This is a genomic window from Listeria ivanovii subsp. ivanovii (assembly GCF_900187025.1).
Taxonomy (GTDB): domain Bacteria; phylum Bacillota; class Bacilli; order Lactobacillales; family Listeriaceae; genus Listeria; species Listeria ivanovii.
Map to the genome: position 1 here is coordinate 12,525 of NZ_LT906478.1, position 19,851 is coordinate 32,375.

The window sequence follows — 19,851 nt, forward strand, 5'->3', positions numbered from 1 at the left end:
AGTGAAAAAATTATGGTATCATGAAGTATTAAAAGTTGTATTATTTAGATGGAGAAAGGATTGGCGCACATTGGCTACAGGCATTGGGACAGCTAAAATGATATTATGCGGAGAACATGCAGTTGTATACGGAGAACCGGCTATTTCAGTCCCATTTACACAAGCAGTAGTAACTACGGATGTAGAAGCTTCTATAAAAACCAAATTTTCTTCAGCATTTTTTTCAGGTGATTTAGAAGATATGCCCGATTTTTTAGCAGGTATTAAAGCACTAGTTATAGATGTTCTAAAAGAAATTGGTCAAGGAGAAAGCGTATCAATTCATGTAACATCAGGAGTTCCAATCGGGCGAGGATTAGGATCAAGTGCAGCAGTAGCAACAAGTATTGCGCGCGGTCTCTATAAATATTTTAAGCAGGAACTAGATGGTAAAAAATTACTTTCGATTGTTAATGCAGCAGAAAAAATTGCGCATGGGAATGCAAGTGGTGTAGACGCAATCACTGTAGTTAGCGAAAAGCCTGTTTGGTATGAACGTGATAGAAAATTAGAAATCATGCACTTTCCCAAAAAAATTACTTTTGTAGTTGCAGATACTGGAGTTCCAAGTGAAACTAGAGCAGCAGTTGCGGATGTCCAAAAACTTTATCAAAAAAATCAAGCTGGAATTAGAGAAATAATCCATGCGCTTGGTGATATTTCCCGGGAAATAAAGACTTATTTAGAAGGTAATGCAGATACTGTGAAGATTGGTGCTGCAATGAATAAAGCACAGAATTATTTGGAATCTTTGACTGTTAGTGATAGTAGTTTAGAAAATTTAATTAAAGTTGCTAGAAGTAATGGAGCAGATGGGGCAAAACTTACTGGTGGAGGTAGAGGTGGTTGTATTATTGCCGTAGCTAAAAACCAGGAAATTGCTGAAAATATAACAAAAGCACTTCATAAAGCTGGAGCTGCACAAGAATGGATTTTTACGATAGGAGAAGGTAGTTATGAGAGCAACAGCCATCGCACACACGAATGTGGCGCTAATTAAATACTGGGGAAAACGCGATGAACAGCTGATTCTACCTGCAAATAGTAGTTTATCCTTCACTGTAGACAAATTTTATACGAAAACAACCATAGAATGGGACGACAATCTAAAGCATGATAGGTTTATCTTGGATGGCAAAGAAAAAACAGATGCAAAAGTAACCCGTTTTATTGATAAAATGCGCGAAGAATTTGGTTTGACAGCAAGAGCTCTGATAGTCTCGGAAAATCATGTTCCAACCGCAGCTGGACTAGCTTCATCGGCTTCGGCATTTGCTGCTTTAGCGCTCGCAGGATCACGTGCTGCGGGTAGAAAGGATACCCAACAATATATTTCCAAATTGGCCCGTTTTGGCTCTGGATCGGCTTCACGTTCGATTTACGGCGATTTTGTCATTTGGGAAAAAGGCGAATTAGCAGATGGTAGCGATTCTTTTGCTGTACCTTTTACAAAAAAATTAAGTGATAAAATGTCCATGGTTATTGCCGTTGTTTCTGATAAAGAAAAGAAAGTATCTAGCCGTGATGGGATGCGTTTAACCGTTGAAACATCCCCCTTTTTCAAAGATTGGGTAGCGGCAGCTAAGACGGATTTGAAAGAAATGAAACAAGCCATTTTAGCAGAGGATTTTATCAAAGTTGGTGAAATTACCGAACGAAATGGAATGAAAATGCATGCGACAACACTTGGAGCAGAGCCGCCATTCACGTATTTTCAGCCTTCATCACTTGAAGTAATGGATGGTGTTAGGGAACTTCGGAAAGAAGGGATACCTGCATTTTTCACAATGGATGCTGGGCCGAATGTAAAAGTTATTTGTGAGCGTAAAAATGAGAAAATCGTAGCAGAAAAATTGTCAGGATTAGCCAAAAATGTTCTAATTTGCCACGCTGGTAAGGAAGCGAGTGTTGTATCAGATGAAAAATAAACTACAAGTTAAAATACCTGGAAAATTATATGTTGCTGGTGAATATGCTGTTGTAGAATCAGGCCACACTGCAATTTTGACCGCGATTAATCGTTATATAACGTTGACTTTAGAAGATAGTGAGCGAAATGAATTATGGATTCCACATTATGAAAATCCAGTTTCATGGCCAGTTGGCGGTGAACTTAAACCGGACGGAGAGCATTGGACATTTACAGCAGAAGCCATTAATATCGCGACAACTTTTCTGAAATCTGAGGGAATAGAACTCACACCTGTCAAAATGGTGATTGAAACAGAATTAATTGATAAGTCAGGTGCTAAATATGGCTTAGGATCAAGTGCAGCAGCAACTGTGGCCGTAATCAATGCACTGATGACGAAATTTTATCCAGAAATATCCATGCTAAAAAAATTCAAATTAGCTGCTTTATCACATTTAGTTGTTCAAGGTAATGGTTCTTGTGGAGATATTGCTTCTTGTATGTATGGTGGCTGGATTGCTTATACAACCTTTGATCAAGAATGGGTGAAGCATCGGTTAGCCTATAAATCACTCGAATGGTTTATGAAAGAACCTTGGCCACTTCTTGAAATTGAAACACTAGAAGAACCGATATCGACTTTTTCAGTTGGTTGGACTGGAACACCAGTAAGTACTGGCAAATTAGTATCACAAATTCATGCGTTTAAACAAGAAGATAGTGAGAACTACCAACAATTTTTAACAAGAAATAATCAAATTATGAAACAAATTATTCAAGCTTTTCATACAAAAGATGAGGAGCTACTTTACTCCTCTATTAAGGAAAATCGTCGCATCCTTCAAGACTTGGGAACAAAAGCTGGAGTCAATATCGAAACGAACTTGCTAAAACAATTAGCTGATTCAGCTGAAAAAAATGGCGGCGCTGGAAAATCTTCTGGCTCTGGTGGCGGAGATTGCGGAATTGCTTTCTCAAAAACATCAGAATTAGCAGAAAAACTCGTTCATAAATGGGGAAAACTAGGTATTAAGCATTTACCTTTCCATACAGGCAAAGTGCAGATAACGGAATAAATGAAGGCAGTAAACAAAGCTATTTTGTTTGCTGCTTTTTTTGTTTCAAATTTCACAATCAAGGGAATAGAGAAGAGAATAAAAGTTTGTGAAATATTTAATATATCAAGTTTTTGAACAAAGGTATCAAATCAGATATAATAAGTTAGAGTATGAACTTAGTGATTCTAAAAATGCTAACCAATTTAAAAAAAGTTTGTGAGTTTTTTTAAGGAGCAAGAGAATAACAGCATTTTTTCAGTTACATAGGAGTTGTAAAAAAGCTTCTTTCAGCACTCCGGTAATGGTATTTTTGCGCAAAAATACACATTAGAAAACATCAAAAGGAAAAGAGGGGATTCGGGTGTCAAAGTTACTTAAATCTTTGCTACTCACGGCACTGCTTGGGGTTACCGGTCTTATAAGTGGTTGTGGTGATTTGACGGTACTTAATCCAAAAGGGCCAGTTGCAAAAGGTCAGTCGGACTTAATTATTTATTCGATTATATTTATGCTGGTTATAGTACTAACGATTTTTGTATTATTTACAATTATGCTGGTTAAATACCGCGAACGGAAAGACATTTCAAACTATGAACCGGATATGCATGGTAGTAAAAAACTGGAAATTTTTTGGACATTAATTCCAGTTGCTATTGTTATTGCATTAGCAATTCCGACTGTAAAAACAATTTATGCAGGGGAAGAAGCACCAAAAGTGACTTCGCATAAAGATCCAATTGTTATTTATGCAACTAGTGCGGACTGGAAATGGATTTTTAGTTACCCAGATGAATCAATCGAAACGGTTAACTACGTAAATATCCCAACAGATCGTCCGGTACTATTCAAATTAACTTCCGCAGACACGATGACAAGTTTTTGGGTACCGCAATTAGGTGGACAAAAATATGCGATGTCTGGGATGACGATGAGTTTATATTTACAAGCAGATGAAGTTGGTACATACAAAGGGCGTAATGCAAACTTCAACGGAGAGGGCTTTGCTGATCAGCGCTTTGATGTAGTGGCGCAATCTGAATCAGACTTTAAAAAATGGGCCAAAGAAACAAAAGCAAATTCACCAGTTATTACGCAAGACATTTATGACCGTCTCTTAATTCCTGGAAGCTCCAAGAAAAAAACTTATTCTGGTACGCATTTAGCATTTGTTGATGTTGCAGCAGATCCAGAGTATGTTTTCTATGCTTACAAGCGCTTTGGTTATGAAATGACAAATCCACATAATCCAAATACAAAATCAACCATTTCTGATAAACCACTCCTACCTGTTCGTCCTGTAACCGTAACTAATCCACAATTTGAGCGTCACGATATGGAGCCACAAATTATTAAAAACGGAGAAGGTTACCATGAGGATAAACATCGTGAGGATGAAATGAAGAAAATGGAAGATGACATCCAAACGAATGAGTTTAATAAAAAAGAATCGGATGACGCAGGGAACTAAAAGGGGGGACATAAGGCATGAAATGGAATGAGTTTATCGTAACTGGCGACCCGATGATTCTAGGTGCACAGATATCTATTGTGCTTGCTAGTGTCGGTATCGTTGTGTTACTAACTTACACAAAAAAATGGAAATGGCTCATGAAAGAGTGGATTTCCTCTGTTGATCATAAAAAAATTGGTATTATGTATTTGCTTGCTGCTGTTTTAATGTTTTTCCGCGGCGGTGTGGATGCACTGATGATGCGTACTCAGCTAGCATTACCAGATATGAAATTTTTGGATGCACAACATTACAATGAAGTATTTTCAACGCACGGAACAATCATGATTTTATTTATGGCAATGCCGTTTATTATTGGACTTATGAACATTGCGGTACCACTTCAAATTGGTGCTCGTGACGTAGCATTTCCATTTTTAAACAACTTAAGTTTTTGGACATTCTTTATGGGTGCCATGCTATTTAACTTATCTTTTGTTATTGGTGGTTCGCCGGATGCTGGTTGGACAAACTATGCGCCACTAGCGACGGACTTTAGTGCTGGATATGGAATTAATTTCTATCTTCTAGGAGTTCAAATCGCTGGTATTGGTACACTGATGACGGGGATTAATTTTTTCGTCACGATTTTACGAATGCGTACAAAAGGTATGACATTAATGAAAATGCCAATGTTTACTTGGTCTTCATTAATTACAAGTTTAATTATTATCTTTGCTTTCCCAGTTTTAACAGTAGCTCTCGCGTTGATGTCATTTGACCGATTGTTTGGGACTGCATTCTTCACGCTCACGAACGGCGGGCTCCCAATGATGTGGGCCAACCTATTCTGGGTTTGGGGACATCCGGAAGTGTATATCGTAATTTTACCGGCGTTTGGTATTTTTTCCGAAATCATTTCCACGTTTTCCAGGAAAAAATTATTCGGTTATCCGGCGATGGTTGCTGCGATGGCAGTTATTTCCTTACTAAGCTTCCTTGTTTGGGTCCATCACTTCTTCACAATGGGATCCGGGGCGCTCGTTAACTCCTTCTTCTCGATTACGACGATGATGATTGCGATACCAACTGGGATTAAAATATTCAACTGGCTCTTTACGATGTATAAAGGGCGAATAACCTTCACAACCCCAATGCTTTGGTCGCTTGCTTTTATCCCTAACTTTGTTGTAGGTGGGGTAACAGGGGTTATGCTTGCGATGGCTGCGGCCGACTATCAATATCACAATACGTACTTCTTAGTTTCGCATTTCCACTACGTATTAATCGCCGGAACCGTGTTCTCCTGCTTTGCCGGGCTTACATACTGGTATCCAAAAATGGTCGGTTACAGATTAAATGAAAAAATTGGTAAATGGTTCTTCTGGATTTTCGTTGTTGGGTTTAACGTTTGTTTCTTCCCACAATATTTCCTAGGACTTGATGGTATGCCTCGTCGTATTTACACTTATGTACAAGGTGATGGCTGGACTACGCTTAACTTCATTTCCACAGTTGGTGGATTCTTGATGGGTATAGCATTCCTAGTTCTTTGTTATAACATTTACTATAGCTATAAAAACTCAAAACGAGAAGTTACTGGTGACCCGTGGGATGCACGTACGCTTGAATGGGCTACAAGTTCTGCTGTTCCGCCAAAATATAACTTTGCTGTTTTACCAGAATGGAATGATTTAGATGATTTCTGGAATAGAAAACAAAAAGGAAATCCATATGTGAATGATAAAAATTATAAACCAATTCATATGCCAAGTAATACAATGGTTGGGTTTGTGATGTCCGTTTTCTTCTTCATTGCCGGCTTTGGTCTAGTATTCTACTGGTATTGGTTAGGAATTATTGGTCTAATTGGGATTTTGGGATGTATGGTTTATCGTTCATTCCAAAACAATGATGGCTATCACGTTGAAGTGGATGAAATTAAAGCAACCGAAGAACACAATGCGCGCGAACTTGCGACTGGTGTAAAGGAGGGTAACCCATGGAATCTGTAGAAACAAACAAAAATCTTCCCATTGAGTACAGGTCAGAACAAGGCAGATTAAATATTCTTGGTTTCTGGATTTTCCTTGGCGCTGAAATTGCTTTATTTGCTACCCTCTTTGCGACTTACTTTGTTATGAGAAAAGCTGGCTCTAATGCGGGGCATCCGCCAGCTGAAATGTTCGAGCTTTGGTTAGTACTGATTATGACATTTTTACTTTTAACAAGTAGTTTTACATGTGGTCTCGCGATTGGTGAAATGCGTAAAGGCAATGTGAAAATGTTGACGATTTACTCGATTATTACGTTGATTCTAGGTGCGGGATTTGTTGGTTTTGAACTTTATGAATTTGCACACTATGTAACGGAAGGCGTAACAATGCAAGTAGGTTCATATTGGTCTGCATTTTTCGTTTTACTCGGGACGCATGGTCTTCACGTAACGGTTGGGATTTTCTGGATTAGTTTTATTCTGATTCAAATTAAAATGCATGGTTTGACGCCAAAAACAGCATCAAAAGTATTTATTTCCAGTTTATACTGGCATTTCCTTGATGTTGTGTGGATTTTTATTTTCACCGGTGTCTACTTGCTCGGGATGGTGAACTAATATGGCGCAAAATAATAAATCAAATGCAGCTCATGCTGAAGGTGGCATTCCGTGGAAACACATTGTTGGCTTTGCGTTATCGATTATTTTAACGCTCTTAGCTGTCTGGGTAGCACTTTACTCGACGCTAACAACAAATGTGAAGGTAGTTATCATTTTCATCTTTGCGTTCATTCAGGCTGCCTTACAGCTCCTAATGTTCATGCACATGACAGAAGGCCGCGATGGAAAAATCCAAATCGGCAATATCCTTTTCGCCGCATTTATCGCAATTGTTGTAGTTATTGGTTCTTATTGGGTAATGGAAATTGGTCATATGAATCATTTGATGTAATCGAAAGCTGGTATGAAAGTAATTTTTCATGCCAGTTTTTTTAGGCCTTTAAAGAGTAAAACAAAGCCCATAGAAAAAAATTGAAAAATAATCCTTGCTCTGTAATGCATTACATATTCTATAGTGAAGAAGTAAAATTATATTTGCGAGAGGAGATACACAAAAATGACAGAATCAAAATTTCCTAAAGACTTTTTATGGGGCGGAGCAGTTGCTGCAAACCAATGTGAAGGTGCTTACCTTGAAGATGGTAAAGGACTTTCACTTGTAGATATCCTTCCAACAGTAGAGGACGGACGTTGGGAAGCTTTATTCAATCCAGCGAAAGCGCTTGCTACAGATTATGGTTTTTACCCAAGTCACGAATCCATTGATTTTTATCATCGTTATAAAGAAGACATTAAATTAATGGCGGATATGGGATTCAAATGTTTCCGTATGTCCATCAGCTGGCCACGTATTTTCCCAAATGGTGACGAAGCGAAACCAAATGAAAAAGGATTAGCATTTTATGATGCAGTTTTTGACGAATGTCATAAATACGGCATCGAACCAGTTGTTACAATTAACCATTTTGATACTCCACTTGAAGTTTTCAAAAAATATGGTGGTTGGAAAAATCGTAAATGTATTGATTTTTACTTGAATTTCTGTGAAGCGATTTTCACGCGTTATAAAGATAAAGTAAAATATTGGATGACATTTAACGAAATTAACATGATTCTTCATCTTCCGTACATTGGTGGTGGTTTAGACGTTACTAAGGAAGAAAATCCAGAAGAAGTGAAATACCAAGCGGCGCATCACCAACTAGTTGCATCAGCTCTTGCAACAAAACTTGGACATGAAATCAATCCAGAAAACCAAATCGGTTGTATGCTTGCAGCGGGTAACACATACCCAATGACTTGTAATCCAAAAGATGTCTGGAAATCTATTGAAGCTGATCGTGAAGGTTATTTCTTCATCGATGTTCAAGCTCGTGGCTACTATCCAAGCTATACAAAACGCTTCTTTAAAGAAAATAACATCAACATCAAAATGGAAGACGGCGATGTAGAAGCTTTACGCGACCATACAGTAGATTATGTAGCATTCAGTTACTATTCTTCTCGTCTGACAAGTGCAGATCCTGAGAAAAATAAAGAAACTGAAGGCAATGTTTTCGCAACACTAAAAAACCCATACTTAAAAGCAAGCGAATGGGGTTGGCAAATTGATCCACTAGGTCTACGTATTACAATGAATACCATTTATGACCGCTATCAAAAACCACTTTTCATCGTGGAAAATGGCTTAGGTGCAGTGGACAAAGTAGAAGAAGATGGTTCAATTAATGATGATTACCGTATTGATTATATGCGCGAACACGTACGCGAAATGGGTGAAGCAATTGAAGACGGCGTAGAACTTCTTGGATACACACCATGGGGCTGCATCGACCTTGTCAGCGCCGGCTCTGGCGAAATGAAAAAACGTTACGGTTTTATCTACGTGGACCGCGATAACAAAGGTAACGGAACACTAAACCGCTCGAAGAAAAAATCATTCAACTGGTATAAAAAAGTAATTGAAACAAATGGTAAAGATATCGATTAATAAAAAAGAGGTTGGATATAACTAAAGCTTAGCAATAAAAGTTGGAAAATAGAAAAGCAGAAATCATTGTATAGAGCCATTTCGAAAAATGGAATAGACATGATTTCTGCTTGTTTTTCATTTTAGAGACCCTTTTGTCCCAACCTTTTTTCCATTAATAAGAAATTGCTCGTTTCGCTTGTTTGCTCCAACAAGTATTGAAGTAACTTTGTGAAATTCGGGCATTTTTTTGGCCAGACCAGCTATCATTATAATAAAAATTATTTTTGTCGTAGCCAGTAATTGTTATCGCATGAACGGAAAAACCGTGAAAATTACTTACCCAAGCCACAACTGGATGCTTCTTATTTAACTGTGTTTTAATCCCCGTCAAATTCGTTCCAGTCATATTTTTAGCACTACCAGCATACTTTTTAACTTGATTTACTAAAGCAGGTGGGTAAATCGTCCAACCACTTTTAGAAAAAGGATTTCCTACAAAACCGTAATTTGGATTGGATTTATGACGTTTCATTTCTTTTGCCAACTTTACTTTATCCACGTTTTTACCAGCATAACGCAGTATCATTGCTATATTTGTAATTTCACATCCGGTTGGAAGTTGTGGACGCTGTACAATTAAAGGTACGTTCATTTGAATAATCTTTGGAGTTGATGGTTTGGGTGTAGGAGTTGTAGCACCAGCTGTTTTCACATACTTCCCAGATACATAACCTTTTTTCCCTTTATAACTAAGTCTGTACCAGTTGTTGGATGTTTTTGCGATGGCTTTGAACTTGGTCTTATTCGTAAGCCACCCGACAACCTTGCTAGATGTGTTGCTACTTGTACGGACATTTAAACTGGCTGTTGTAATCATCTGTTTGTTGATTACAACTTCTTTTGTCGCCGCGTGGCCAGTAGTAGAAACACTAAATACACTAAAAACAAGTCCCAAAATAAGTAACAATTTCCCCCATTTATTCAAATTAGCTCCCATTATTTCCCCTTTCGATTGCAGATTACTATGTTATACCCTTATTACATAAATAAATGCGTAAGCGTAATATGAGTTACCGAAATCCGTGGTACTAACTTATATAGGGAGAGTTAAATCTCCTCAAATAAAATTATTTTAAAAAAGACTTGCAACCGTTTTCTTTATATGATATATTTATCTCATCACAAAGGATTGTTACCAATTCATTGGGCAAAACCTAAGCTGATTTGTAGGACACGTTTATACGTGAAGTCCTCGAATGAGCTTAGGTTTTTCTTTTTGCCCAAAAAACAAAAAAGAGGAAGGAAGTCGTCAAAATGAAATATGAACAGTTAGCAAAAGACATCTTAAAAAATGTTGGCGGTAAAGAAAATATCAACAGTGTTTTTCATTGTATTACCAGACTTCGGTTTAAACTGAAAGATGAGAGCATTGCAAACACAAAAGAAATCGAAAAACTTGATGGAGTTATCTCCGTAATTAAAAGTGGGGGTCAATACCAAGTTGTTATTGGTAACCACGTACCAGACGTATTTAGTGCAGTATTAGCAGTTGGTGGAATTTCAGCAGAAGGTGCCGATGATAATAATAACGCGTCATCTGGTGGTAATATCTTCAACCGCTTTATCGATATGATTTCAGGCGTATTTACACCAGTTCTAGGTGTATTAGCTGCAACAGGTATGATTAAAGGTTTCACAGCAATGTTTGTAGCATTTGGCTGGATTACAATAGAATCAGGAACATATCAATTGCTTTATGCGATTGGTGACTGTCTATTCTACTTCTTCCCTATCTTCCTAGGCTACACAGCTATGAAGAAATTTGGCGGGAACATATTTATCGGGATGGCAATTGGGGCGTCCTTAGTTTATCCAACACTTGCAGGCATTACAGCAGGCAAACCAATTTACACACTTTTTGCAGGTACAATTTTTGAATCTCCAATTCATGTGACTTTCTTAGGAATTCCAGTTATCTTGATGTCTTATGCATCTTCTGTTATTCCGATTATTTTAGCAGCATACTTTGGTTCTAAAGTTGAAAAAGGCTTCAAAAAAATCGTTCCAGATGTAGTTAAAACATTCGTAGTTCCATTCTGTACATTACTTGTAGTAGTTCCACTTACTTTCATCGTTATTGGTCCAATCGCAACATGGGCTGGTCAATTACTTGGAGCAGGAACAATTTGGGTTTACAACTTAAGCCCAATTATCGCAGGTTTAATCTTAGGTGGTTTCTGGCAAGTATTCGTTATCTTCGGTCTTCACTGGGGTCTTGTACCAGTGGCAATCAACAACTTAACAGTACTTGGATCTGATCCAATTCTAGCAATGACTTTCGGAGCATCTTTTGCACAAATTGGTGCGGTTCTAGCGGTATTCTTCAAAACTAGAAATACAAAAATCAAATCTCTTAGTATCCCAGCATTCATTTCCGGTATTTTTGGTGTAACTGAGCCAGCGATTTACGGGGTTACTTTACCACTGAAAAAACCATTTATCATGAGCTGTATCGCTGGTGGTATTGGTGGCGGAATTATCGGCTTTGCAGGAGCTCAAGGTTATATTATCGGTGGCCTTGGAATTTTCGGTATTCCAAACTTCATCAAACAAGGTGCAGGAATTGATAGTACTTTCTGGTGGGTTATTGTTGCTATGATTATCAGTTTCATTCTTGGTTTCATTCTAACTTATGTAGTTGGATTCAAAGACCCAGCTGAAGCAGTAGTTGAAAAATCTAACACAGTTGAAGGCGAAACTTTAATCGAACGTGAAACAATTCCAGCTCCTGTAGTTGGCGAAATCGTTACTTTAGCAGACGTAAAAGACGAAGCATTTTCATCTGGCGCACTTGGTAAAGGTGTTGCAATTATCCCTTCTGTAGGACGAGTAGTCGCTCCAGCAGCAGGAACTGTAACTACAATCTTCCCAACAGGTCACGCAGTTGGTATTACAACAAATGACGGCGCAGAAGTACTGATTCATATCGGTATGGATACAGTTCAATTAGAAGGTAAATTCTTCACAGCGCACGTTAAACAAGGTGATACGATTGAAAAAGGTCAATTATTAGTCGAATTTGATATTGAAAGTATTAAAGAAGCTGGATATGATGTAACAACTCCAGTAGTTATCACAAACTCAGGTTCATATTTAGACGTAATGATTACTGATTCTAAAGAAGCTAAATTAGAAGAACGTTTAATCACACTAGTAATCTAAGCATAATAATTAGGCAGCTTGGGCAAAAATTGCTCAAGCTGTTTTTTATGTTATACTGAGAAAAAATAGGTGGTGGAGTTATGTTAAAAGCGGGAGATAGCATTGGAATTATTTGTTGTTCTAATGGCAGAAGGTTTGCGGATAAGGAACGGATAGCGGACTTAGAGCGTATTTTAGATGAAGAATTTGGGCTAAAAAGCCTTTTTGCTAAAACTGTTTTCCAGGTGGATGACTCGCTGTATAGTGGGAGCGCGAAGGAACGAGCAAGGGAATTGATGAAATTATATGCAAATCCTCAAGTTAAAGTTATTTTTGATATTTCTGGTGGTGACGTGGCGAATCAAATTTTACCTTATATCGATTTTGATATTATCCAAAAATCCGCCAAACCCTTTGTTGGGTATAGTGATCTAACCGTAGTCTTAAATGCTATTTATACAAAAACGAAGCAGATAGGATATAATTATTTACTGCTAAACTTGGTCGGAAGCGAAAAAGTGTTGCAGCTAGATCAATTTAAACAAATGTTTTTCGAAAATAAGCTAGTGATTAAAGGGGACTCACTCACCAATTTTGAATGGCATCGTACAGAGATAATCGGTGGGAATATTCGTTGCTTTTTGAAGTTAGCTGGGACGGAATTTATGCCAAATTTTTCAGGAAAACTGATTTTGTTAGAAAGTTCTGGAGGGACAGAGGCTAAAATAGCATCCTATCTTGCACAATTAGCGCAGTTGGGAGTCTTTTCTAAGTGTTCAGGAGTGATTGTTGGGGAGCATTCAGAAGCGGAAAAAGCAGGTGAATACAGTAAAATAGGCAGCTTATATCAAGAACTAGGTCTAAAATATAAGTTACCTATTTTTCGAACAGCAGAAATTGGACATGGTGCGGCGGCAAAACCATGTTTAATTGGAGCGGAAGTTAATGTTTCACGTGAAACATTAACAAATTTTTAATAAAATCATTGTTAAATGTTCATATTTAATCGGTAATATAGTACCTGTAAGCAAGGAATGCAATTAGTTTTACTCCCTTTTTGCTAATTGTAAAGTTCCTTAAAATCCTAAACTCCCTTTTTGTGACCGGCTTAACTGTCGGTCTTTTTTTATTTCTTTTCTAGCAAAACATCCATATTATCAAGCTCTTCTGATTTTGTTTTTTTAACTGTCAAAATTTCTCCTGACTTCAAAGTAATATCATAAGTGTCTTTATTTTCAAATTGAATATCGACACGGGCATCATCAGCGTAGTAAGGTGAAATTTGGATAAAGGGTTTTTCAGAACTATTTTTATCAGCAATATAAGTCAGGCTATATTCCCCGACTGGAATTTGTTTGCCGATTTCGTATGAACCTGAATGCTCTATTGTATAGATGTCATCAGAAGGTTTGATGGGAGTGAATTCTGCTGGCGTCAGTTCTATTTCACCGGAGCCTTCAAAATATATTTTATTATCATCTAGTAACTCCATGCCCACTAGCTTATTGCCTTTAGAAAGCTTTGTACCAAAGTAAGACAGCGAGCCTTTTGTTACTTGCATATCATAGATTCCAACTTTTATATCTTTTCCAACAGTGTATTCACCAGATTGGAGTTTAACACTTTCAGCTGCGTTTAATAGTTCTGGGTCTTGATTTTTAATATACTTTACACCTTTAGGAACGAGGAAGAAAAGCAGTGTAATGACTGCTAAAGCAATGAAAATACCTACTTTAGTTTTAGTCATGGATAATTTTCCCTTGGTCCATTCGGATAGTCACATCACAAAGAGGTGCAATATCTTCTTTATGGTGGCTAGCGATAATAATAGTAGCACCACGCTGTTTTTCTTCTAGCAGCAACTGATTAATTAGCTCAATACCTTGGTCATCTATCGCGTTGATAGGCTCGTCAAGTAATATTACAGCAGGTTTTTCAAAAATAGCTTGAGCGATATTTAATCTTTGTTTCATTCCAAGGGAGTATTTTTTAACTTTTTTATCAATATGCGGAGTTAAGCCCACTCTATCAATGGAGTTATCAATAACTTCTTCACTTGCGATGTTTTTGATCTTAGATAAGATTTTTAGATTTGTTCGTGCATCAAATTGTGGCAGTAACTCCATATTTTCAATAATGATCCCCATGCTCGGTGGGAAAGAAATATCTTGATGTAGCTGTTTATCATCAATAAAAATTTCACCACTTGTTGGGATGATTAAGCCAGCTAGTGATCTAAGTAACATAGTTTTCCCTGAACCGTTTTTCCCAAAAATACCATAAATTTTCCCTGATTCAAAAGAATAATTTATATTAGTAAGCACTTCTGTATGCTTAATTTGCTTGTGTAAATTAACAATCTTGATCATAAAAACCCTCCGTTGTCATAAAATGTCTGTTGTTTTAAATTTCTTAATAGCAACTATAAATACGCACAGTAAAACTACTAATAAAATGATTACACTGATAGGTTCTGAAATTAGTGAAGTGGAAGTGTTAGAAAATGCACTGAGTCCAGTTCTAAAGCCCATACCATAATTAGGAAGTAGTAAGTAATAAAGCCAAGTTACAGTTGTATTTTGATAGATTAAATCTGCCGCAAGAATAGAAATAATCACGTAACCGTTTATAATTAATAACGCTTTTTGTGCATCTATAAATAGCTCTAAAAGATACTGTAAACTGAAAATAGTAAGCAACATAAGGAAATAGCCCAGCGTTAAATAGAAAAATTGACTAGTCCAGTTTATATAAAATGGCGTAATTATGGAAATTAAAACAATTTGTAAACAGATAAACAGGATAATTTTTACAAACAACTTTAAAAATTGCTCCATCAACCAATATTCTTTTTTATAGTTACGAGAAATTTGTAAAAAACCATAATTAGACAATAAATCTTTTATATTACCTGAAATATAAAAACTGAAAGCAACAATTGGTAGGTACCAGTAAAGTAATAATCGTGTGACTACTGGTGTGGCTAATCCAACTGGAAAGCCATCTAGAACTGGTAATGTTTTAAATGGGAACTCAAAGGAGCTAAACAATATAGCCTGTAAAAGTAAACAAATAACTACTAAAATAATAAGTTTTTTGTTCTTCATATTAGTAAAAGTCCTTTTCTATAAAGATATTGGAGCTGAGCAAATATAGAATAAGTGCTATAGCTGCGCCTGGAATTAGAATAAATGGTATTTCGGGAAGCTTTGGACCGTTTTGTAGCCAAAGATCAAAGAAATTTAATGTATGAAGTGGCGTCCAGTAGATTCCGTTTAAAATAATCCAATCAATAAGATAAAAAAGGCACATTGCGAAGGCTCCAAAAATAAGCGCCTGTCCAGTAGAGTTAGTAATGTCATAGATAATTCTAAAAAGAAGGCCAATAGCTAAGTAAAAGGAAAACAGCATTAAGAAAAACACGAGTATGCCACTATAAAAATGAGTGGTTATAAGAAATTTATGGCTTGCAAAAATAAAAGCAAAAATTAAATTCACACTACTATAAATGCCTACATATAGTGAGCTGGCAATGATTGTATCCTTCATAATTTTATGATACGCGTGTAGCCGCTTTTTTTCTCTAACTAAAGAAATAATTTGTTCTTTCTTTGAGAATAGTAGTAAAAATATTAAATATGGAAAAACAAGCATCAAGCAAAGTGATTTGATGGAGGAATACCCATACAAACTACCATTCATAAGAAGAACAAGCTCCTCGCTCTTAGGAAATTTTAGAAATTGCCAGTTTTGTGTAAACCAAAAAACAGAAAAAAAGAGGAACATGGAAAGAATTAGAAGAAAATATCTACTCTTTAACATATTTCACCTCATATAAGTAAAGAATACTAACAATTATCAAAACTACTAGGCTGAAAACTAGAAATATAGGTAGGATTATCTCGAATCCATATTCTGTAAAAGGTTGGAAAATAAACATAATGGAATTGTCTGGAAGAATCATCAAAAACCAAATAAAAAATGCTGCTGGATATGCGAATTTTTTATTCAAAAAGAACAAACTAGCGCTTGCTCCGATGACGCCAGCCATTCCAGCCATTAAACAAGCAACAAACCCAAAACCGATATCTGCTAAGTAGGGATGCTGGATGCTTATATCAAATAAAGAATTAAGCGATCCGGCTCCATCCAATCCTAGTTGATACGTACCACCTCTAAATATAATAGAAACTAAAATAAAATTTAATAATAAAGCTGCAAACATAGTGATAAAACAAAGAATAAAACTGGTAGCTAATTTTTGAAGAATATAAGCTTTTTTTCCAATTTTATTGATAACGATATTTCGAACTCCTGTCTGGTATTCTTGGATGGCTGAATCAGTTCCAAGTAATAACCCTAGAATAGGTAAAAACCAGAGTAACAATATTTGAGTTATATGTCCTTGACTAGAACCGGCTAAAAAGAATGCAAAGGCAGGATGAATAGCCACTTCATCTGCTGGAACCATTATACATAACTGAAGAATTTCAACACAGGGTATAAGCATAATTAAAATGAACGTACCCCAAGTGATTGTATTATTTAATAAGTAAATTGACTTTTCATGTGTGTGGCTCCGTTCTATAATATTAAAAAGGAGAGAGGAGTTAGACTCTCTCTCTTAGTTCGGAAATCACCAAGTTTCCTCGTCCCAAATTCCATCGACATAATAAGTTTTGGAAGTATAGTTATTATTTTCGGCAGCCAAGTATGTAGTGTTTTTATTTGCTACTTTATAAGCACCACAATAGCGTGCTTTTGCTCCCTGTGTAATATTCATTATTGCAGAACCTCGTACAGCTTTTTTATCATTATTATAAGTTCCTAGCCAAAATGAAGCAATCGTACCTTTGCCTTCTGTAGAATTGTTAACACGAACTTTCCAAGGATTATTTACAGAGGAAGTTTCTCTATACCTTGAGCTTGATCCTGAGTTAGCACAATTTGGTTTAAGTTTAAAATCGAAACCAATATTGTTATCAGCAGCTTTAGTATGGAATGCGGGTGCAAAGACCATTACCCCAATTACAAGCGCTATGATAATCCTAACATTTTTTGATGCGAATTTTTTCATGATGCTTATCTCCTAATTAGTTTAATTTTACTTGTTAAAGATATCACAATATAAATATAGTAGTCAATATATTTTTTAAATTTACAGAAAATGATAAATAGTTTACAAAACCAAGCTCTTCCAAGCTGAAAACTACCCATTTTTTTGTTAAAATGATAACATAAAAGAAAATGCGTATTTAAAAGGAGTTTTTGTCATGAAAGTTGAAGGATTACTGGGATTTTTAGGGGCGGCGCTTGGTATTGGATTTAGTTTGATGGTACTAGTTATTCCGGATATTTCACAGGCTTTAGAAGAGGAATCGTTTTTCTTCTATATGTTAACTATTGGTTCGCTTGTGCTATCGGGTGTTGGACTGGTCGGTTCATTTGTTGTTTCAAATAAACCACGTCTTGGTGGTGCAATGATGGTTGCTGCGGCAATTGGTTGCACGATGTCCGTTTCCATTATGTTCTTACTACCAATCGTATTACTTGCTGTTGGTGGACTAATTGCATTAATCAATTATGAAGAAGCTGCTTCTGTAGAGGAATAAAATTAAAATGCCGTCCGGGCTTACCGGGCGGCGTTTTTAGCAATTTAAATATTGTTTTAAAAAGTAATAAATACCATCAGCGTCATTTGCAGTAGTGACATAATCGGCGCTCTTTTTCACGAGGTCGCTAGCGTTATCCATTGCGACACCAACACCTGCGACTTCAAGCATCCCAATATCATTTTCGCCATCACCGAAAGCAATGACGTTTTCTGGCTTGACTTTTAAATAATCGGCCAGTTTTTTCACCGCGTATTTCTTATCCATATCTTTTGGTAAAATTTCGATATTATTAGCATGTGAAGATAGGATAGATACGTCCGTTAGTTTTTCAAGTTCACTTCGAAGTGTGCCGAGTTTATCAAAAGCTTCTTCCTCAATAACAATACCATTAACAAACTGATTGTAGTGCTCCAGAAAAGCTTGCTCTGTTTGAACAGCAACTAATTTAGTCGCATTTACACGCCCTTTATCCGCTTCATCTGAAAAATAGGATGGCGGGGTTTTCGTATAGTAGACAGTATTCGTTGAAAAGAAAAAAACAGCTAAATCATGGGCCAGGCACAATGAAAAGGTCTCCAGCAAGGCGGATTGCTTCATCGTGCTTTGCTGAATTATTTCACCAGAAACAGCAACCACCCCACCATTTGATGCAATAACATCTGCTTTAGGATGAACCATTTTGGCAAAATCAGTTGCTGAATTATACATTCGGCCTGTGGAAACAGCAAAATGATGCCCTTCTTCTATTAATTGTTGCAATAAATGTAGAGTTTTTTCAGAGATGGTTTGGTTTTTAAGTAGTAAAGTACCATCTAAATCAGAACAAATTAAATATTTTTCCAAATAAATCTCCCTTTCATTATAGCTTGGAGCCGCATGATTCGCGGATAATTAACTCTGGATTATGATTAATTATCATCGGTTCATTTTGTCCATTAATAGCACTAATCAGTTGTAACAGTGCCATTTTTCCAAGGTATTCATTGTGTTGATCCATGGAGGTTAACCGTGGCGTTTGAAAATCACCATTCATAAATTGGTCGCAGCTGACAATCGCAATATCTTCTGGGCAAGAAAGGTTGGCGTCATTAATTGCCCGAATTGCTCCAATTGCAACACTATCATTAATCGCTACAAGAGCAGTTGGTAAATTTTCGGCGCTGTTTGTTAGTAGTTCTGTCATTGCTGAGTAACCATCTGCGGTATAGTAATCAGATAGTACGACCCAATCATCATTTACAGGATGATGATAGCTAGCCATGGCTTCTTTGAAAGATTCTAAACGATAAGTCGTAATTTTGACGCCCGCTTCCCCGCCAATAAAACCAATATTTTCATGACCAAGTGCAGTCAAATGGCTAACTAACGTAGTAACACCTTTTTTTAAGTTCCGTTCAATAAATAAACAGCTCAGCTCAGGGATTTTTGAGCCAATTACGACTACTGGGATTGCTTTATTTAATTGATTCAAAGCATCTATATATTCCGTTGAAATCACTTCTTTATCAATTTCTCCACCTAGGATAAGCAAGCCATCCACTTGTTTTTCCAAAATAATTTTCAAGTAATCTTCCTCGGTTAAAGGATGTTTATTTTTCTTATTAGCAGGCTCGGCAAGCATCGTATTAAACAAAATCGTTGAAAACATATAATCTAGCGCGAATTTTTGAATTTGGGTTACAAGTGAAATGAAATAGGGGTTAGAAATATCTGGCAAAATTACCCCAATATTCTTTGTTTGCTTATTTACCATTCCACGAGCAAATACGCTAGGTGTGTAGTTATATTCATCAATGATTGCTTGGATTTTTTGACGCTTTGCTGCTGAAACAGAGGGGCTGTTGTTAATAACTCGAGATACTGTAGAAACTGACACGCCGCTCAATTTAGCAATTTCTTGAATGGTTATTTTTTTCATTGGAAAGATTCACCTCGTAAGCGTTTTTAGCTAGTTTAAGTGTAGCTTATTTATCCGAAAATAACAAGCGATAATTTGGTAACGTTATCAAAAATAAGCAAAAAGGGGTTGACATATTCAATTATTACG

The 19,851-nt window shown here is 36.6% G+C and carries 20 protein-coding genes; 11 read left to right on the top strand and 9 right to left on the bottom strand.

Annotated elements, in window-relative coordinates; genetic code table 11:
- The first annotated feature begins 70 nt into the window (after positions 1–70).
- The 8 genes from mvk (at position 71) to CKV67_RS00085 (ending at position 9,006) form a co-directional block, all read left to right on the top strand.
- The gene (mvk, locus tag CKV67_RS00050) at positions 71–1,039 is read left to right on the top strand and encodes a mevalonate kinase (RefSeq protein WP_014091587.1); all 969 of its coding nucleotides are present in this window, start codon (positions 71–73) and stop codon (positions 1,037–1,039) included.
- The gene (gene mvaD, locus CKV67_RS00055; RefSeq protein ID WP_025279673.1) at positions 996–1,967 is read left to right on the top strand and encodes a diphosphomevalonate decarboxylase; all 972 of its coding nucleotides are present in this window, start codon (positions 996–998) and stop codon (positions 1,965–1,967) included. The genes mvk and mvaD overlap by 44 nt, the downstream gene beginning before the upstream one ends.
- Entirely contained in the window at positions 1,948–3,027 is a 1,080-nt protein-coding gene (locus CKV67_RS00060; RefSeq protein ID WP_095075133.1) for a phosphomevalonate kinase, read from the top strand. The genes mvaD and CKV67_RS00060 overlap by 20 nt, the downstream gene beginning before the upstream one ends.
- A gap of 343 nt (positions 3,028–3,370) precedes the next feature.
- Positions 3,371–4,477: a cytochrome aa3 quinol oxidase subunit II gene (gene qoxA / locus CKV67_RS00065; RefSeq protein WP_014091590.1), complete on the top strand. Its 1,107-nt coding sequence runs from the start codon at positions 3,371–3,373 to the stop codon at positions 4,475–4,477.
- Between the two features lie 17 nt (positions 4,478–4,494).
- The gene (qoxB, locus tag CKV67_RS00070; RefSeq protein ID WP_014091591.1) at positions 4,495–6,474 is read left to right on the top strand and encodes a cytochrome aa3 quinol oxidase subunit I; all 1,980 of its coding nucleotides are present in this window, start codon (positions 4,495–4,497) and stop codon (positions 6,472–6,474) included.
- On the top strand, positions 6,462–7,073 hold the full coding sequence (gene qoxC / locus CKV67_RS00075) for a cytochrome aa3 quinol oxidase subunit III (RefSeq protein ID WP_003721631.1): 612 nt from the start codon (positions 6,462–6,464) through the stop codon (positions 7,071–7,073). Before qoxB ends, qoxC begins: the two co-directional genes overlap by 13 nt.
- 1 nt (position 7,074) lies before the next feature.
- Entirely contained in the window at positions 7,075–7,407 is a 333-nt protein-coding gene (gene qoxD, locus CKV67_RS00080) for a cytochrome aa3 quinol oxidase subunit IV (protein ID WP_014091592.1), read from the top strand.
- A 165-nt stretch (positions 7,408–7,572) separates the two neighbouring features.
- The gene (locus CKV67_RS00085) at positions 7,573–9,006 is read left to right on the top strand and encodes a 6-phospho-beta-glucosidase (protein WP_014091593.1); all 1,434 of its coding nucleotides are present in this window, start codon (positions 7,573–7,575) and stop codon (positions 9,004–9,006) included.
- A gap of 154 nt (positions 9,007–9,160) precedes the next feature.
- On the opposite strand, the gene CKV67_RS00090 is transcribed toward CKV67_RS00085, so the two are convergent.
- On the bottom strand, positions 9,161–9,985 hold the full coding sequence (locus CKV67_RS00090) for a C39 family peptidase (protein WP_014091594.1): 825 nt from the start codon (positions 9,983–9,985) through the stop codon (positions 9,161–9,163).
- A gap of 317 nt (positions 9,986–10,302) precedes the next feature.
- Between CKV67_RS00090 and CKV67_RS00095 the strand changes: the two genes are divergently transcribed.
- Positions 10,303–12,210, top strand: coding sequence for a beta-glucoside-specific PTS transporter subunit IIABC (locus CKV67_RS00095; protein ID WP_014091595.1), 1,908 nt, complete (start codon positions 10,303–10,305; stop codon positions 12,208–12,210).
- 80 nt (positions 12,211–12,290) lie between these two features.
- Positions 12,291–13,166, top strand: coding sequence for a S66 family peptidase (locus CKV67_RS00100; RefSeq protein WP_014091596.1), 876 nt, complete (start codon positions 12,291–12,293; stop codon positions 13,164–13,166).
- 149 nt (positions 13,167–13,315) lie between these two features.
- On the opposite strand, the gene CKV67_RS00105 is transcribed toward CKV67_RS00100, so the two are convergent.
- From CKV67_RS00105 to CKV67_RS00130, 6 genes are all read right to left on the bottom strand, one after another.
- Positions 13,316–13,936 (bottom strand): hypothetical protein, encoded by a 621-nt coding sequence (locus CKV67_RS00105; protein WP_025279675.1) that lies wholly within the window; start codon positions 13,934–13,936, stop codon positions 13,316–13,318.
- Positions 13,929–14,558, bottom strand: coding sequence for an ABC transporter ATP-binding protein (locus CKV67_RS00110; RefSeq protein WP_014091598.1), 630 nt, complete (start codon positions 14,556–14,558; stop codon positions 13,929–13,931). The genes CKV67_RS00105 and CKV67_RS00110 overlap by 8 nt, the downstream gene beginning before the upstream one ends.
- Before the next feature lie 15 nt (positions 14,559–14,573).
- Positions 14,574–15,296, bottom strand: coding sequence for a DUF2705 family protein (locus tag CKV67_RS00115; RefSeq protein WP_014091599.1), 723 nt, complete (start codon positions 15,294–15,296; stop codon positions 14,574–14,576).
- Position 15,297: 1 nt separating this feature from the next.
- Positions 15,298–16,011 carry a WxPxxD family membrane protein gene (locus tag CKV67_RS00120; RefSeq protein ID WP_014091600.1) on the bottom strand — a complete coding sequence of 238 codons (714 nt, stop codon included), beginning with the start codon at positions 16,009–16,011 and terminating at the stop codon, positions 15,298–15,300.
- Complete coding sequence (locus tag CKV67_RS00125) at positions 15,998–16,699, bottom strand: DUF2705 family protein (RefSeq protein WP_014091601.1); 702 nt, start codon at positions 16,697–16,699, stop codon at positions 15,998–16,000. Before CKV67_RS00125 ends, CKV67_RS00120 begins: the two co-directional genes overlap by 14 nt.
- 126 nt (positions 16,700–16,825) lie before the next feature.
- The gene (locus tag CKV67_RS00130; RefSeq protein ID WP_014091602.1) at positions 16,826–17,266 is read right to left on the bottom strand and encodes a DUF2712 domain-containing protein; all 441 of its coding nucleotides are present in this window, start codon (positions 17,264–17,266) and stop codon (positions 16,826–16,828) included.
- Positions 17,267–17,462: 196 nt separating this feature from the next.
- Between CKV67_RS00130 and CKV67_RS00135 the strand changes: the two genes are divergently transcribed.
- Complete coding sequence (locus tag CKV67_RS00135) at positions 17,463–17,801, top strand: DUF4064 domain-containing protein (RefSeq protein ID WP_003718103.1); 339 nt, start codon at positions 17,463–17,465, stop codon at positions 17,799–17,801.
- A gap of 36 nt (positions 17,802–17,837) precedes the next feature.
- Here CKV67_RS00135 and CKV67_RS00140 read toward each other — a convergent pair whose 3' ends face one another.
- Positions 17,838–18,647 carry a Cof-type HAD-IIB family hydrolase gene (locus CKV67_RS00140; protein WP_014091603.1) on the bottom strand — a complete coding sequence of 270 codons (810 nt, stop codon included), beginning with the start codon at positions 18,645–18,647 and terminating at the stop codon, positions 17,838–17,840.
- Between the two features lie 16 nt (positions 18,648–18,663).
- Entirely contained in the window at positions 18,664–19,722 is a 1,059-nt protein-coding gene (locus tag CKV67_RS00145) for a LacI family DNA-binding transcriptional regulator (protein ID WP_014091604.1), read from the bottom strand.
- Positions 19,723–19,851 lie beyond the last annotated feature (129 nt).